This is a genomic window from Paenibacillus prosopidis (assembly GCF_003337375.1).
GTDB classification, from domain to species: domain Bacteria; phylum Bacillota; class Bacilli; order Paenibacillales; family Paenibacillaceae; genus Pristimantibacillus; species Pristimantibacillus prosopidis.
Window position 1 is genome coordinate 158,203 of the sequence record NZ_QPJD01000008.1, and the last position, 17,160, is coordinate 175,362.

Below are 17,160 nucleotides of genomic sequence, written 5' to 3' on the forward strand. Positions count from 1 at the left end.
TAAGTGGATAAGCCCGGGAATTTTATGTTTGTTGCTCATTGCCTGATTTGAATGGTAATAACGGTGCCTTCGTATTCCTTGCTGTCAATCTGAAAATCCACTTTGTCGCGATAAAAAAGCTTTAACCGCATATACACATTCCTGAGGCCAACCCCTGTCCCTAACTCGTGCCGTTCGTGTTCCGGATTATCAGCGGCATCATCGGAATTCTCCAGCTTCTGGCGAACCCTTTCCAGCTGCGTGGCGGTCATCCCGATGCCATTGTCCGCCACGGTAAGCTCAAGGGACTGGCCTACATACTTCGCCGAAATATGGATTTCTCCTCCGCTGGAATAATCGTTAAGTCCATGTTGTATCGTATTTTCCACCAGCGGCTGCAGAATGAACCGCATGACGCTGGCGGAAAGCGCAGCCGACTCCAGCTCCCAATGCGTAGTGAATTTATCTTTGAAGCGGATCGATTGGATGAGAATATAATTTTGCACGTGATCGATTTCCTCCTGCAGCGAAACCGTATCATCCTCCTTGCCACGGTCGATGCTGAAGCGGAACAGCTTCGCAAGCGAAACGACCATTGTGCCAACCTCCTCTGCGCCATACTGCCTTGCGCGCATATTAATGGCTTCCAGCGTGTTATAGAGGAAATGGGGATTGATTTGCTGCTGCAGCATGGCGAGCTCGGCTTTGGTCTTCATAGAGATCAGCTTTTGTTTCTGCAATCGGTTGTTAACATTTTGCTCCGTTAACTCATTCAACTGCAGAACCATTTCGTTAAATTTCACCACAAGCTCGGAAATTTCGTCCTTGGGGCCATCGTCTTCAACGATGGATAGCCGCCCCCGTGTATCGACCGATCGATGCAAGGCCATGATGGAACGAACAAACCTGCTTGAGACATGCCCCATTACACCGAAAATGATCAGCATGACCCCGATAAACACGATGGCGCTCCGGTACAGCAGCTCGTAATATTTAAAGAGCAAATCGTCGATCGCATGAAAAACAATCAAGTTCCAATCCGTATGAGGGATTGGCTGCGAAACCATGATTTGACGGCTACCATTAATGGTGATAACGCCGCTTTGAACGGAACCGCCAGCCTGCGCCGGGTGAGTTGCCGCCAGATGACTTGACGCTTGTTTAAAAGTGTCCTGCTCAGCGTAGCTGGAGTAAATGACCTCGTTTGTGCGATTCATAATCAAGAAGCTATGCCGCTTGTCAAAATCGATCGATTCAAACGATTCATCTTTTAATACGATATGAAGGGTACCCTTGTAAGCCCCGTCCGAAGGACTTAAACGTTCAACAAGCATAACCGCGTTACGGTTATAGACATCTTTGGCATCCGTTACCCAATAAACCTTTCCTGCTCCTTTCCCATCAGCATTCTGCAAGGAGTATCGGCTTCCATAGAACAAAAACAAGTTGTTTGAGAATATGGACGAATATCTGGCATTGCCAATGTCATCGTAAAGAACGAAATACGAAATGTTGTACAACGATGGATAATATGACACAGAAGGACCATAAACTTCAGCCTCTGAGTTCAACTGGTACGGTTTCAGGAACTTCGTTAATTGCGGATCCTCCGAAAGCTGCCTGGTCATGGTTTCATACTCATTCATCTTATTCCGAAGCTTGAGCACCATCTGCCGCGAGGTTTCAAGGGAGATTTCTTTGTTCTGATCCATGGTATAAGCATACATGACCCGATTGATGGATACGCTGAAAAAGATGCCGGGCACGATAACCGAAACGGCCAGAAGCAGCAAAATTTTTCGGCGAATCGAAATGGAGGAGAAGCTTTTTGCTTCGAAGGGCTCCTCCGGGATTTTCCGCAGCGGCGTATGCTTGCCCGCCTGCCCCGCTGCTTTGGCTAAAACGCGGAATGGGTATAAGAAGCGATTGGCAAAATAATAGGCCAGCGTGCTCGATAGGACGAGCCCTATACCTAGCAGTTTCAAGAATTTTGCAAGCAGCCCCCATTGCTGCGCGATCTCTATTTCATTGTTTTGGTAAACAATGAGCTGCAAGGGAAAAGGCGTCAGGCTGATTGTTTGGCGCTTGTACATGCCGCGGTTTCCTTTGGCTGCTGCCTCGATTGCTCCCGGCTCGATGCTGCCTGCCGGCTCACTGCTCCAAATGGCATGGTCTCCGGATGTAAGCATATAAAGATCTCGATCACTTTCCCGCTGCTGGGCCACAATGTCTTTCAAGAAATCATCATTCAGAACCACGAAGGAAAGGACATTGGAATTATTGATGCCGTTGTTTATGATGATATGCCCCTCGATTTTCTGCACGAAGCGGGATAAGCGGTAGTGGCTTTCCATACTCAATCCGGATCGGGCTGCCGCCAATTTATCGCTCAGCTGCCCAGGCGCGATATAAACCGGGGTGCCGTAATTTTGCAGCAAGGGAATGATTAAACCGGAGCTTTTTAAGTCATCAATAGAGGGCAGATTGTCTGCCCCAATCCATTTGCCCGAATCGACGACCAGGCTGAATCCTGCCTGGTTGACGTTATTCCCAAGGAAAGTGATCGTGCTGTACAGCGCCGGCGACAGGGAAAGGTTTTTTAGTTTCGCGGCAAGATCCCGCCGCATGGTTTCAGCCTCTTTGGCTGGCAGCAGATTCGCGTAAGAACTGGAATACGCCATGAATGCGGGCGAGTCCAGCTGGTTTAGCAAGGTGGATGCTTCCTTTAAGGAAGTCATTACATTATCATGCATGTAAGCGGACAAATTCTGTTCTGCAGCGCCCGTCATTTCCATGCTGACATTGCGAGCATTGATCAGGTTAATAGTCGCAAGCAGACCGCATGCTGCCAGAAACAAGAGAACAGCCCAGCCCACGAGCAGATTTCGATTTTTCGCAAAAGTCATGTTAGACGGCCCTCCCTTCGGTCAAGAGCGGCCGGCCGCTCAGGTCGGTTGATTGCGGAATTCGACTGGCGTTTTACCCGTAACCTTTTTGAATATATAGGCAAAATATCTCGGATTCTCATACCCTACCATTTCCCCCACCTGATAGATCTTCAACTGGACGTCTTTAAGAAGCTTCTGGGCTTCCTGCACACGGCAGGCGATAAGAAAATCGATATAATTCTGCCCGGTGGTTTCCTTAAAAAGATAGCTTAAGTAGCTCGGGTTCATATAAACGTGATCCGCGACATCCTGCAGGGAAAGGGGGCGATTGAAATTTGCCAATATATATGCCTTAGCCTCTTGAATCTGTTTTCTTGTCGTTTCATCGGCAGGCTTCGCTTCAGTCCCCGTCTCGTCCCTGGCGGGAAACTCAAGACCGGAATGAATCGCAGGCGGACTCGTCTGCACATCCCCTTGTTCTCCCTCTAACTGAAAAGCCGCTGAATGCCGAGAAAGCGGCAATTGCCGTAAGTCCTGAACACAGCTGCCGATGGCGTAGGTCAGTGAAGTCCGGAACAGCCCCCGAAAACGGGCGAGCTCCGACAGGAGAGCCGCCATGCAGATGTTTAAACCGCTTTCATTTGTCTGCAGGGAAATGTCCGTAACCAGAAGCAGACACTCCCCGGTTTCCGTATCTACGTCATGATAGCCATAATCCTTTTCGACCCAAAATTCCTTCAAAATATTATCAAGGGCAAAGATGGCCAGCCTCCAGTCATTATCTGAGGAGCCTGTAGGCCGCTTGGGATAAGTGTTCATGCGCAGCAACACAACCGTGTACCGGCCGCTGTCGAGCCGAACCTCCGACAGCACGCTTCCCTCCACCATCTCTTCATCCCCCATAGGGCGAGTCGTAATGGATTGGAGAAACTTTTTACGGTGAACGGCAATAGATAGCAGCAATTTGCGCTCGATTGCGTTTTGCCGGAGCGCCTTTGCCTTCTCCGAATCCAGAAGCTGTACCGTCTTGGCTAGAGCTTCCTGCAGCTCCGTAAAATCTACAGGCTTGAGAAGATAAGTGACGACGCCGTAAGACATGCATGTCCGGGCATATTCAAAATCGCTGTAACCCGATAAAATAATGATTTTTACTTGCGGATATTTTTTGGAAACTTGCTGTGAAAGCGCCAAGCCGTCCAGAAAGGGCATCCGAATATCTGAAATGATCAGATCGAACGGCTCGTTCTCCAGCGCCTCGAGCGCACTAAGACCGTTTTGGCACGTTTTCACTCTGCCGATGCCAAGTAGGTGAAAGTCGAAAGAAAGCAGCCCTTCACGGATTTCTGTCTCATCGTCAACAATCAACAGCGAATACATGCTCATTTCCCCTTAATTTTAACGTTCTCTAAAGAATATAATACTTTCCGGACCGTGAAAAGCTGTTTCGAGAAATACCCCAATTGTAAAATTACCCACTCATAGACACGTATGTTACTGATACATAAAAACTGATTTTGTCGAAAAAACTAAAAAAAACGGAAGGAATCCAAATTTATCAGAATTGCGACCACCGCATCTAATAATCTATCATTAAGCCATGATCATTAAGCGGCCGCGAAATGATATCTCACATTCAGAAAATCCAGGAGGGTCACCATGAAGAAACGTACGATCTCACTCGTTGCCAATTTAATGCTCGTCGCTTCAATCGCCTTGTCGGGCTGCGCCAGCGGAAACGGTTCCAACTCTGACAAACAAAGCAACACCGGCTCAAATGAAAACGCTTCAACAACGGATAATGCAGCCGCTGAAGTCGTCACCATTCGTACAACCTTGCCGCCAGGCGAGCTTAGTGAAGACCAGATCAAAGAATTCGAAAGCCAATATCCAAATATTAATGTCGAACTCGTTCCCGCCGACGAAACGAAACTGATGGCCATGATTGCTGCCGGTTCGGCGCCGGATGTAATCCGCATCAGCGGCGTTCAGGAGCTGCCGACTTATGTAACGCGCGGCCTTGCGCTCAACCTGGATGAATATTTTCAGAAAAGTGAACTGATTAAAGAAGATGACCTGCTTCCGGTAGCCAATGTTTTTAAATATAAAGGATCATGGTATGGCTTAATGAAGGACTGGAGTCCGGACCAAACGCTGTATATTAATAAGAAAATCTTTGAGGCAGCCGGCGTTCCGATCCCGGATCCCAAAACTCCGCTCACTTATTCCGAGCTTCTTGATATAACGCAAAAGCTCACGAAAATTGAGAACGGCAAGGTGATCATCGAAGGGATGGACGGAGACACCTTGTTCTCGATGACAAACGTGCAGATGCAGCTTCAACAGATTGGTAAATCCCTTTGGTCAGACGATATGAAAAAAGCGAATATCAACAATGATGATGTGAAAAACGTCCTTAACCGGATCAACCAATTCGTCCAAGCCAAATCGGTTTACAGCCCGATCAATCCTGCGCCAAACTGGACAGGCGGCACTTTTATCGACGGACAACTCGCAATCGCGCAGTTCGGTTACTGGTACACCGGCATCCTGCGCAGCGATTCGAAAACAAAAGATCATTTGGATGATTATATGATGCTGCCTGCACCCGTTGTTGACGGCGGAACCAGGTACAGCCCTGTCACCGGCGGAACCGGTGCTATTATCTTGAAGCAATCCGAGCACCCTGATGAAGCGTTCACATTCCTGGAGTGGTATATGGCAGGCAAGCCTGCTGACGACCGCGCGAAAAGCGGTTGGGGCGTGCCGATTTTCAAATCCAAGATGAGCCTTGTGCCGCAGCAAACGAACTTCGATAAGCAAACCTTCGAGGTTTTAAATGACGAAATCCAAAATGGACAAACCGATACAGTACTGGAATTCAATCCGTACTTGAATGCAAGCGCAGTCAACGGCTTAATCGACAAACTTATCACGCCGATTTATTTCGGCAAAGATACTCCAGAGAATGCGTTGCCGGAGCTGGAGAAGCAAATACAAGCCCTGATTGAAGAAGGGATGGATATCGCCGGGGTAGAATAGAGCGCAGCTGCAACCGCTCTGGCCACTGTCATGAGCAACCGTCAAAAGGCTGCTCATGACGCTTTTTTCCCCCTTATAAACCATTGAAATATGAGGTGCAAGACATGACCAAGTCCCGATTTAACTTCCGCACGAAGGAAGCGATTACGTTTTATATTCTGATTTCACCGTTTATCGTGATGCTCTTCTTAATGAAGCTATTCCCGTTCATATGGGGCGTCATCATGAGCTTCACCAATTACACCGGATTCAATTACGATAACTTAAAAAATATCGGTTTCGATAATTATGAACGCGTTGTAACGGACAACTTCGCCATTCAATCGCTGCAAGCAACTGCAGTGATCGGGCTTATCACCGTGCCAATGGGTTTGCTCCTCAGTTTTGGGCTCGCCCTTCTGCTTAACAGCAACAAGAAGGGGGTCGGCCTCTTCCGGACGATCTACTACTTCCCATCCATCATACCGGTAGTGGCAACCGGCCTGATGTGGCGCATCCTGTTTAACAACGACGGCGGAGCCTTCAACGAGCTGCTCGGTTTATTCGGGATCGCCCCTGTTAACTGGCTGGGAATGGAATGGTGCCGCAGAGCGCTGATCATCTTCATGGCGTGGTCTGCCGGCGGCGGCATCTTGACCTATTTGGCCGCATTAAAGGGCGTTTCGAATGATCTCTATGAATCCGCATCGATCGACGGTGCGAACGGACTTCAGAAATTGTTAAAAATAACAATACCTATTCTCACCCCTGTCATTTTTTTCAACCTGGTGAATGGATTGATTGCCGCATGGCAGCTCTTCGCCGAGCCGATCTTTCTCGCGGCCAACGCTGGAAGCCTGCTTGCGGTCCCCTATGAACCTAACTATGTTTATCTCGTGCATGTCTATCAGCAAATCTTCGTCAATCAAAGGTTTGGCTATGGACTGTCGATGATCTGGCTGCTCTTTATATTTAGCATCGTCTGCACGCGACTTGTCTTTTATACGAGCAAATTTTGGGTCTTTTACGAGAATGAGACTGGCAGTGAACGCGTGAAGAAGAATAAGAAGAAGACCGCAGCAAGGCAGAAGGAGGTCTCTTCCGTTGCTTAGGAAAAAAAGCTTTGAAAGTTTACTATGGTACTCAACTGCTGTTGTATTGGCCATTATTTTCCTGGTCCCACTGTACTTTACGTTTATCAACGCACTGAACGGCCTGGCGTCCACGCCTGTGCTTACCTTGCCCAAGAAGCTGCATCCGGAAAATTTTGTCGAGGCTATCATACGCATACCGTTTTGGCGGTATCTTAAAAGCTCGGTTATCATCGTCAGTATTTCCGTATTTTTTGCTGTTTGGATCAATTTTATTCTCGGCTATGCGTTCGCCAGAATGAATGCGCCGGGAAAGGATATCTGGTTCAGCATTCTCATCTCGCTTATGATGGTGCCTGCGTTCGCCACTTCTATCCCAACCTATGTCTTGTTCAGCAAGATGCAAATTACGGATTCCTATTTGATTTGGATTTTGAACGGCATCGGCGGCAGTCCTTTCTATACCTTCCTGTTTCGCCAATTCATGCAGACGATTCCGAAGGAGCTTGAGGAAGCCGCAAGAATCGATGGGTCCACAACGGTCGGCATCATGTTCCGCATTATCCTGCCACTTACGATTCCTGTCGTTGCCGTTGTCTTCATGTTCGAGTTTTTGAATTCATGGGGGGATTTCGTCCAGCCCTTTATGTTTCTTAATGAAGAGCGTTGGCCGCTTTCGACTGCGCTTATGGGCGTTCGATACACGCTGCCCAACAACGCAAGTGTCGTATTGGTGCCTCTGCAGCTGGCGGCTTCGCTGTTGTTTATGATCCCCTCAGTGATTGTCTACTTCGCCGGGCAGAAATATATCAAAGAAGGCATGATCACTTCCGGTTTGAAAGGGTAGCCAGCAGCTGGATAGGGAGGTGGTGTGTTATAGTCGATGACTCATCGGTTGATAATTCCAACCGATGCCGTGCATGCAATCATTTGTCTATACCATTTGCGAATGAGAAGGAGTTGAAAGCATGTTTGTAAACAGAGGTAAAAAGAGGTCAAAAGCGTTATCCATTCTAATCGTGTTCTCGATGATAGTATCATTCTTTCCGGTGGCGTTAAGCAATCCGACAACTGTTGAGGCGGCTACGACGTTAAATGTGTATCCTGCCCCATCGGGCGTCACGATGAATACCACCTATACGGTGCAAGTGCAGGCGCCGGGCGGACCGTGGCAGAGTTTGGACGTCTATCAAACGACGGTCAACGGGTACACCTCAAGCAAGACATCCTTTGCTTATTTCGATACGGACGGTCCGGTGAATGTCTCTGTGACCAGCAATATCGGAAGTATTTCAACAGCAGTCATCCGGCCTGCCGCGCATGGCATTACTCCCGCCATCAACGGAAATACGATGACGTTTAGTATGTCCGGTCCCATGAATATCTCCGTGGAAGTGAATGGGGATCACAACAATACTTTGGACCTGTTTGCCAACCCGGTGGACCCTAATCCTCCAAGCCCTACGGACCCGAATGTCATTTATGTCGGTCCCGGCCTGTATACGCAGAACTACGTTGTACCCAGCGGCAAGACGCTTTACATCGCCGGCGGGGCGGTCATTATAGGCGGTATCACTGTGAATAATGCCACGAATGCCAAAGTCCTGGGAAGGGGAGTCATTCTTAACGCTCCGTTTAGAGCGATTGAGGTCGACCATTCCAACCAGATCACGATCGACGGGATCATCGTGAACGACTACGGCGCTAGCAATAACGGCGGCTATGCGATTAATATCGGAAATTCCACCAATGTTTCGGTTAATAACTTTAAAGCCTACAGCTTTAAGCGATGGACCGATGGCATCGACATATTTGCATCCTCGTATGTTGCAATCAATAATTACTTTGCGCGCACAGGCGATGATGCGATTGCCATATACGGAGCACGCAATTTCGGCGGCAACCTTTATTCGGGCAATACAGCCCATATCAGTGTCACGAACTCTTTTCTCCAGCCCGATGTTGCTCATCCGATCAATGTCGGTACGCATGGCGATCCAACGAAGCCAGGCGGAGGCGAAACAATTGAAGATCTCAATTTCTCGAATATTACCATCTGGCAAAAAAATGGAAGTAAGTATACCTCTTTAACTGCCAGCGATGGCCTGTTGGTCAACAAAGTGAGATTCACTGATATCACAATAGAAGATGAAAATCAGGGAAGATTCATTGAAGTCCTGACGTTTAAGAATAACGGCTTTGGCCTTGCGTTCGGGCGTGGAGTTAACGACGTCCATGTGAAGAATATGAGCTATACCGGAAGCAATTCCGGTACAAACAATATCTATGGCAAATTTGTAAACCAGTTGACTCAAAACGTGACGTTTGAGAATTTGAAAGTGAACGGGAATGTCGTTCTGAGTGCCAGCGCGGGTAATTTTGCGATCGGCAGTTATGCGCAAAACATTAACTTCATAGCGTCCGGAGGGACTGTGCCTGCGCCGACTGCCATTCCTTTCACGACGCCCGTTGACATCGCACGAGGCAAGACCGCAACTGCGGATAGTACTCAGTCAGGGAAACCGGCATCCAGCGGTAACGATGGAAATACGACGACCCGCTGGTGTGCGAACGATGGAAGCACCGGTCATTGGTGGACGGTAGACCTCGGCTCACCGATGAATATCACCGGCGGTACCCAGGTGATGTGGGAATTGAACAACACAGCCTATAAGTATAAGATTGAAACATCCGTTGATAATGTCAACTGGACCTTGAAGGTTGACAAGACTAATAATACCGATACGAATCAGGTTCAAAACGATGTGTTCCAGGGTACTGCACGGTACGTCAGGATTACCGTTACTGGACTGCAAAGCAATGTATGGGCCAGCTTCTACGATTTCAAGGTGTTTGGAGACCCAACCAATCTTGCGCTTGGCAAGATCGTAACGGCTGACAGTTCGAAGTCTGGAAATCCGGCTGTCAATGGAATCGATAGCAACCCTGCAACCCTTTGGAGCGCTAACGATGGGAATATCGGCCATTGGCTCACGATGGACCTTGGCAATGCCAAGAAAATCACCAATGGCACCCAGGTGGCGTGGGCACAGAGCGGCGCAGCCTATCAGTACAAGATTGAAACATCCATTGATAATACCAACTGGACTCTGAAAGTGGACAAGACCGGCAATGCCGATACTTCTCAGGTTCAGAACGATTACTTTACCGGAACTGCCCGGTATGTCAGGATTACGGTTACCGGACTGCCAAGCGGCGCTTGGGCCAGCTTCTACGACTTCAAGGTGTTTGGTGAGCCAACCAATCTGACGCTCGGCAAGACCGCAACTGCGGATAGCTCGCAGTCAGGAAACCCGGCCTCCAATGGGAATGACGGGGACACGTCGACCAGCTGGATTGCCGCTGATACGAATGGCGGACATTCGTGGGTAGTGGATCTTGGCTCCATGATGAATATCACCGGCGGTACCCAGGTGAAGTGGCCGCAAAGCGGCGTGCAGTATAAATATACAATTTCAACTTCACCGGATAATATCAACTGGACCATGCGTCTAGAAAAAACCAGTAATAACAATATTACTCAGGTTCAAAACGATTACTTTACCGGTACTACCCGGTATGTCAAGATTACCGTTACCGGAGTGCCAAGCGGTTATTCGGCCGGCATCGCCGATTTCAAGGTTTTTGGAACGATTAATGGACCGACCTTTTACGAGCACTATAACTATGAAGGGAAAGCCGTAACGCTGGACTTGGGCAACTACACGCTAGCCCAAATGCAGGCGGCAGGAATCGCCAATGACAGCATCTCGTCCATCCACGTACCTCTCGAGTATACGGTCGTCGCTTACAACGGTGACGGATTCAGCGGCACATCATGGACGATTACATCGGATAATCCAGCCATGGGCACCGGCAACAACGATATGATTTCGTCTATCAAGGTAATGTCCGCCGGACCGACGTTTTATGAGCACTATAACTATGGAGGGAAGGCCGTAACGCTGCGCCCTGGTCAATACACACTTGCCCAAATGCAGGCGGCAGGAATCGCCGATAACGGCATCTCGTCCATCCGCGTGCCTGCCGAATATACGGTCGTCGCTTACAGCGATGACGGATTCAGCGGCACATCCTGGACGATTACATCGGACAATCCAGCCATGGGTGACACCGGCAACAACGATATGATTTCGTCGGTAATCATAACGTCTAATCAGTAGAAAGCGGTGCTACGGCGCTCAAGTAAGGAGCAATACCGGGATGACCCTGAAACCGTCTGAATATGGCATCATTGCTGATTTGGTTTTAAAATTCTCAGTGTACATAGATTTGGTTTTCACAAATCTATGTACACTCCCTTATTTTATTGAATATCGAGTTACATTAATAGTCGGCAATTATCAGATGCGATGCCTGCACGATTGCGACATATTGCTGTTTATGATGTCGCTTTGTACCATTCATGAATCTATTGCCGCTAGATATAATTAGACTCAAACCGAGCCTGAACCCGCCTATTGTATGATAAGCGCCTCAAAATCAGGACATGATCTATTTCAGATAGGAGAGTAATTGAATGGTTAAAGCGGTGGATGCTAAGCGAATGTACGATAAAGGAAATTATGCTCGAACCTACACAGAGGTGCCAATTTTAAATCCCGGACGGGCATGGCGGGAAGGTATGGTTAGCGGAAACGGCGAGAACGGTTATATCATGTCGGGATCGCCGTATAATGACAGTTTTATCTTCCAATATATGTGGTTCAACTTTCCTTCCCCTGATCCAAGAGAGATCCCGGAAGAATTGACGGGACAGCTTGCCGATGCGAGACAGAATGTATTTCAGCTGAACGATCAATGGAAGATTACTCACGCGGACGGCAGAACAAGGGAGAGAACCTTCTTCTACGCCTATCATCCGGGACACCAGCTCAGACTAACCATGACGAATAAAGGCACCGTGACCGAGTATGAGCGATGGACGAATTATGAAACGGCCGAGACCGGTGTGCGTTACGCCGACGAATTCGGCGAGTGGATTCGAACTTCATTTACTTCCAGAGAAGACAATGTCTCGATTATGAAGATCGAACGATCCTCTGCCGGCGCAAAGATCAATATGACGATCTCTATCGATGACATTTCGGGCATGTACAAAGCTGGGGGCGGGATGACTGAGCTCCGATACAAAAAACTGGTGGACCCGAATGCTGAGTATATCGCACAGGTTGCCCATTATCCGTCTTATCCTGGCAGCGAGCTGATTGACGGAGGATACGCAGGACTTACGCAGGTTATTGTCGTTAATGGAAGCAAGAAGCGGATAGAGCTCGCTGACACGAATGAACCGATGAACGTCGGGGCGGTACAGAACCCGGCCATTCAAGTCGTCGAAGCCGATGCCATCTATCTCATCACGCAATCGAACAGGGCATTCGATATGGGGAAAATCGAAGATTTTGCCGGAATGACGCAATACGCTCTGGTTAATGAACTTCTCAAAAATACGAATGCCGCAGCTCAAAAATATCAAGATCCTTCCGGTCATTTCGATTATGACGCCGCCCTCGCGCCGCATGCCGTGAAACATGCCGCAGAATTTAACGCCGTCCGGTTTACGCTTAAAGGCGACGAGGATTTCAAGGGCGCGGACAACGAGGCGCTTATCAACGCGCAGAAGGAATCGAAATCCAGAATCAATCACGCCTTTATGGAGCAGGTTTACGATCAGGGACGATATGCCTTGATTTGCTGCAGCGGTTCAAGCGCCCCGCGCTTGTACGGGATGTGGACCGGAGAGTGGAACCCGGCTTGGCGTGGGATCTATACCCTCGACGCCAACGTGAATTTGCAGGTTTCTCCTATTAACACGGGCCATCTCACTTTCGCTTCGCTTGGGTATATCGCATTCTTCCTAAGAAACACATCGGATTTCGAATACAATGCGCGAATGTCTTACGGGATGCATGATGCGATTCAGGTATCGGTCAACTCGGACGGCGACCGCGGGATGCAAGTGGAATACGACAATGACTTTCCCTTCCAATATTGGAATGCCGGGGCAAGCTGGTGCCTGCTTCCCATTTTCGAGTATTGGCAGTGTTACGGCAACCGGCAAATTCCGATTCATACCAACATGAGGATTCATGATCTGAAGCAGATTCTCAGCGTAAGGGACGGGGGACTGACGGATAAGGAATTCAGACAGTTGATCGGCAAGGGATATCTGGATTTGGAGAAGGATATTTTGCTGCCGCTGCTTACAAAGCAGGCTAATTTTTGGGAGCAGCTATGTACGCCGGAGTACTATACGGATATAAGCGGCAATGCATGCTATGAGAAAGGCAAAACGGCGCTGAATCCAGATGAGAAATATTTGCTTATCCCTACCTATTCGCCGGAGAATAACCCGATCGGTTACAACAGTACGATTACGGCTAATGCCACCATGGATATTTCAGCGGCGCGGGATGGACTGCATATGATCATTACGATAGAAAAAGCGATAAAGCGCGAAGGATATGAACCCGCGGTCGCCAAATGGGAGGCCTTGCTGGAACTGCTGCCGGATTATAAGATTGACAAGGACGGCGCGCTGCGCGAATGGGCGATGAATGAATATACGGAAAACAACGATCACCGCCATTTGAGCCATCTCTACCCGGCATGGCCTGCGTATGAAACGCAGAACAATACAGAATTGAGGAAAGCTGCAATTATCGCTGTAGAGAACAGAAACAAATATAATACATCGGACGCGACAGCGGGTCACGGCTGGATGCACAAGGCATTGGTCTGCGCCAGATTAAAAGACGGCGACGGGGTGATCTCTTCCCTTCTGCCGATGATGTCGGATTCCGGCTATTACACATCCTTGATGACAGACCATGACACAAACAGAAGAAATAACTGCTATTGCACGGATACCTTATTTGGCACATTAGGTGCCGTAAATGAAGCGCTGCTTTACTCGAATACCGGGGAAATCGAGGTCCTTCCGGCGCTGCCTTCCGAGTGGAAATCGGGGTCGATAAACGGACTGATGGCAAGGACCGGGGTGGAGGTTAAAGAGTTGCTTTGGGACAACAACATAGTATCTTTTACCTTGCAATCGGTGTCAGACCATAATGAAATTAAAGTTAAAGCGGGCATTGATTGGACAAAAGGAATGGTTAACGACAAGGAAGCGAAGGCGCATTACGATGAATTTGGCAAACATCTTCGCTTAACGCTGAATGCCGGTATGGACGTTACAGTTGTATTCATTTTGTCCCGGGAATCGGTATAGGATAGCTCGAGGCTATGCTGACACAGGATAGCCTCGATTTTGGTTTTGTCTAGTCAATGGCAAGCAGGATTAAGATCAAGGGTCTTACGTAAGGATCGAAAATCCCCTGCCGGGACATTGTAGTATTTCTTAAAGGCGTTACAAAAAGGTTCCAATGAAGAAAAGCCGACATGCTGCGCGACTTCACTAATGGACATCGAGGTGGTATTAAGAAGGTGAGCGGCAGCCGTCATTCTTGCCTTTGTCTTCTTCTGCGTAAACGACATGCCAAAATAATGATGAATGGTTCTCTCCGTCTGTCTCACGCTTAGTCCCAGTTTGTGTGCGAGTGTCTGAACGGTTATATCATGAAAGTTTGACAGAAAGCAGTTTTCAATGATAACGACTCTCTCGTCATCCAACGTTTTAAGGGGCATGGCAGAGGATGTCGGATAATTATTTGTATAGTTCCAGACGAGCTTGATAACGATTTGTTCGATAATATTTTGAACCGTCAGATAGCAGCCGATATACCGGTTGGCGGTTTCGCAGGAGAGCTGCTCGAACAGCTGCAGCAAATTCTGTTTATCCTGACCGAACCAGAAGCTCGTGGCCAACACTTCAAAGCATATGCAGTATTCTGCCATAGGGCCGGGGAGATCCGTAATTTGCTCGTGCACAATATCTGGACCGGTCATGTAAAGCGTGCCGGGAAGAATTGGATATTTAAGGCCGTTTGCTACCAGGATTCCCTGGCCGCTAGGAATATAATGCAGTTCGTAGCTTTTCATGCTGTGGCTGTGTTCGACAAAGGATTGATAGAAGTACCCGAATCGGACATACAGAACGTTTAATAATAAACCGCCTAACGAAAGCTTGACGTTCACATCATCGACAGGCTTGTCTCCGACTGCGCATCGATTGGCCCATCATCCGAGTACCCGCTATATCACCGTTAAAAAATCACCGTTAAAGTTCGTGATGGATTCCGGATCGCCCCAGCAAGCGCAGGTATAGCTGAGGGCAATTTCTCCTTTTATTCTATCCATTCTTCGATTTAATCAGGTTTCAATTTTGTTCGATTGAGGGTGGATTTTGTCGTCAAATTCATGACAAGAGTCCCTTAATGGTGGACTGGCTTCACAGCGCCTCATGCAGATACAGGGTATTCAGTCGGTGATACGCCGCAGAAAACGCAAGAAATATGCACCGTCAACGCCTCAGCACGTGGCTGAGAACCTTTTAAACTGCGAGTTCGCTGCGACAAAGCCGAACGATAAATGGGTAACGGATGTAACGGAATTCAAATACGGCAATGGTCAAAAGGCGTAAATTTCTTACCTGCATAATCAACGACTAAAGTTGCGTTTCTGATTTGTTGAATTTTCATGATTGAATCCCCTTCATCTCATTAGAATTTGTATAGTATGATAAAACAGTCATCTGTAACCGGAAAGTCACCACAGACTGCGGCTATCGCGGGGTCTGCGGTGACTTTAGTAACGAGTTAGCTGTTTCCGTTCTCCCCGGCGGCAGGTGCGAAAAATCCATGCTTTGCAGCTTGTTTGATCCACTCTACGAGCGGAGTGCCAGGTGCAGCAGTACGCAACTCGGCAATGACTTGGTCTGGCTTGGGCAACAAATGAGTATTTGATCCAACCCATTTGTACGAATCGGCCAAGCCTTCTGCTGTTTCCTTGCCCAATACTGGAGCTAACGCTACTTCGAACGCTTCCACTGGGAGAGAGTAAAACTGTATCTTTCGATCCAATGCAGCACTAAATTGCTCAGCCAGTTGATTACCGGTCAGCGCCTCAGGTCCTACGATAGGCAATGTTTGCCCAGCCAGCTCTGGATGGTTAAGCGCATATACGCCGTAAGCAGCCGCATCTTCCATGCTGATCCAAGCGATTGCAGAATCGCCTGGTACAGGATAAGCCAGTGTTTGGTTGTCTACAACGCCGGGAATAAGGAAGTTTTCCATATAAAATGTAGGGTGAAGGATGATAGACGGAATGCCGCTTTGCTTCACATAAGCAATCAGTTCTAACTTAATGTCAAAGGCAGCGACACCAGTAACATCATCCGGAACGAAACCGCTGGTATTAAAAACGAGAAGCTTAACATTTGCTTCTTTGGCGGCATCGACGGTATTGCGGATGAATTGGCGATTACGTTCCAGGTCATAGTCCACCGGCAACAGCAGGAACACTTTGCTGACTTCTTCATGAGCTGAGTGGAGGCTTCCTGCATCTGACAGATCGCCAACAAAGGTAGTAATCCCTTGCTCTTGAAGCTTTGCGGCCTTGTCCGAATTTCTAACGATCGTATGAACAGTATATCCTTCCTCCAGAAGCTCACGGGCGACTGCGCCTCCTTGCACGCCGCCGGCTCCATAAACCAATACTTTATCCTTATTTGCCATTGTTCATCAACCTTTCGTTTACTAAAAGTAATATAGTGATTATAGTTAAATAATATAGGTATTAATTCAAATATATAAGTACGCACATTAAGGATATATAGTATCCCTGAGGATACCTTAAATAGGGAGGGAAACAGAGTGGATGAACAACACTCACAGTGCTCACCATGTCCGGTTGAATTTACGGTCAATATGGTTGGAGGCAAGTATAAGCTGTTGATATTGCACCAGCTTGCGACTCATGGGGTTAGGCGGTTCAATGAATTAAGAAGAGATTTTCTCAATATTACGCAGCGCACACTCACTCGTCAGCTGCGTGAGCTCGAAAGCGATGGCTTAATTAACCGGCAAGTGTATTCAGAAATTCCACCCAAGGTAGAGTATTCACTATCAGAGACTGGTAAGAGCCTTTATCCTATATTTCTCCAAATAGAGAAATGGGGTCTGGACTATATGCAAAAAATCCAAAATAATGACAGGCAGTAACAAGAACGTGCCGGTATGAGTGGCGGTAGGATGTTCTCGAAG

The 17,160-nt window shown here is 48.1% G+C and carries 10 protein-coding genes and 1 pseudogene; 7 read left to right on the forward strand and 4 right to left on the reverse strand.

The annotated features are described in order from the left end of the window. Positions 1 to 35 precede the first annotated feature (35 nt). The gene (locus DFP97_RS14275; RefSeq protein ID WP_114380844.1) at positions 36 to 2,885 is read right to left on the reverse strand and encodes a sensor histidine kinase; all 2,850 of its coding nucleotides are present in this window, start codon (positions 2,883 to 2,885) and stop codon (positions 36 to 38) included. 39 nt (positions 2,886 to 2,924) lie between these two features. Next, on the reverse strand, positions 2,925 to 4,244 hold the full coding sequence (locus DFP97_RS14280; RefSeq protein ID WP_181873527.1) for a response regulator transcription factor: 1,320 nt from the start codon (positions 4,242 to 4,244) through the stop codon (positions 2,925 to 2,927). Positions 4,245 to 4,523: 279 nt separating this feature from the next. Here DFP97_RS14280 and DFP97_RS14285 point away from each other — a divergent pair, with 279 nt between their 5' ends. The 5 genes from DFP97_RS14285 to DFP97_RS14310 all read left to right on the forward strand — a co-directional run bounded on the left by DFP97_RS14285 (position 4,524) and on the right by DFP97_RS14310 (position 14,228). Continuing rightward, positions 4,524 to 5,906, forward strand: coding sequence for an ABC transporter substrate-binding protein (locus tag DFP97_RS14285; RefSeq protein ID WP_114380847.1), 1,383 nt, complete (start codon positions 4,524 to 4,526; stop codon positions 5,904 to 5,906). Positions 5,907 to 6,010: 104 nt separating this feature from the next. Next, positions 6,011 to 6,997, forward strand: a complete 987-nt coding sequence (locus tag DFP97_RS14290) for a carbohydrate ABC transporter permease (protein WP_114380849.1) — start codon at positions 6,011 to 6,013, stop codon at positions 6,995 to 6,997. Next, complete coding sequence (locus DFP97_RS14295) at positions 6,990 to 7,823, forward strand: carbohydrate ABC transporter permease (protein ID WP_114380851.1); 834 nt, start codon at positions 6,990 to 6,992, stop codon at positions 7,821 to 7,823. Before DFP97_RS14290 ends, DFP97_RS14295 begins: the two co-directional genes overlap by 8 nt. 121 nt (positions 7,824 to 7,944) lie before the next feature. Then, the gene (locus tag DFP97_RS14300; RefSeq protein WP_114380853.1) at positions 7,945 to 11,160 is read left to right on the forward strand and encodes a discoidin domain-containing protein; all 3,216 of its coding nucleotides are present in this window, start codon (positions 7,945 to 7,947) and stop codon (positions 11,158 to 11,160) included. A 356-nt stretch (positions 11,161 to 11,516) separates the two neighbouring features. Beyond that, entirely contained in the window at positions 11,517 to 14,228 is a 2,712-nt protein-coding gene (locus DFP97_RS14310) for a glycosyl hydrolase family 95 catalytic domain-containing protein (RefSeq protein ID WP_114380857.1), read from the forward strand. Positions 14,229 to 14,281: 53 nt separating this feature from the next. On the opposite strand, the gene DFP97_RS14315 is transcribed toward DFP97_RS14310, so the two are convergent. Next, on the reverse strand, positions 14,282 to 15,094 hold the full coding sequence (locus DFP97_RS14315) for an AraC family transcriptional regulator (protein ID WP_114380858.1): 813 nt from the start codon (positions 15,092 to 15,094) through the stop codon (positions 14,282 to 14,284). A 259-nt stretch (positions 15,095 to 15,353) separates the two neighbouring features. Here DFP97_RS14315 and DFP97_RS14320 point away from each other — a divergent pair. Further along, positions 15,354 to 15,536 (forward strand): annotated as a pseudogene (locus DFP97_RS14320) (IS3-like element ISEnfa5 family transposase); the annotation flags it as partial. Positions 15,537 to 15,714: 178 nt separating this feature from the next. Here DFP97_RS14320 and DFP97_RS14325 read toward each other — a convergent pair. Further along, positions 15,715 to 16,632, reverse strand: coding sequence for an SDR family oxidoreductase (locus DFP97_RS14325; protein ID WP_114380860.1), 918 nt, complete (start codon positions 16,630 to 16,632; stop codon positions 15,715 to 15,717). A gap of 138 nt (positions 16,633 to 16,770) precedes the next feature. Between DFP97_RS14325 and DFP97_RS14330 the strand changes: the two genes are divergently transcribed. Next, positions 16,771 to 17,118: a winged helix-turn-helix transcriptional regulator gene (locus tag DFP97_RS14330; RefSeq protein WP_281270971.1), complete on the forward strand. Its 348-nt coding sequence runs from the start codon at positions 16,771 to 16,773 to the stop codon at positions 17,116 to 17,118. Positions 17,119 to 17,160: the final 42 nt, after the last annotated feature.

Coding starts and splice junctions, on each gene's coding strand:
- DFP97_RS14290 (WP_114380849.1), top strand. CDS start 6,011: ATGACCAAGTCCCGATTTAACTTCCGCACGAAGGAAGCGATTACGTTT.
- DFP97_RS14310 (WP_114380857.1), top strand. CDS start 11,517: ATGGTTAAAGCGGTGGATGCTAAGCGAATGTACGATAAAGGAAATTAT.
- DFP97_RS14285 (WP_114380847.1), top strand. CDS start 4,524: ATGAAGAAACGTACGATCTCACTCGTTGCCAATTTAATGCTCGTCGCT.
- DFP97_RS14300 (WP_114380853.1), top strand. CDS start 7,945: ATGTTTGTAAACAGAGGTAAAAAGAGGTCAAAAGCGTTATCCATTCTA.
- DFP97_RS14275 (WP_114380844.1), bottom strand. CDS start 2,885: ATGACTTTTGCGAAAAATCGAAATCTGCTCGTGGGCTGGGCTGTTCTC.
- DFP97_RS14280 (WP_181873527.1), bottom strand. CDS start 4,244: ATGTATTCGCTGTTGATTGTTGACGATGAGACAGAAATCCGTGAAGGG.
- DFP97_RS14325 (WP_114380860.1), bottom strand. CDS start 16,632: ATGGCAAATAAGGATAAAGTATTGGTTTATGGAGCCGGCGGCGTGCAA.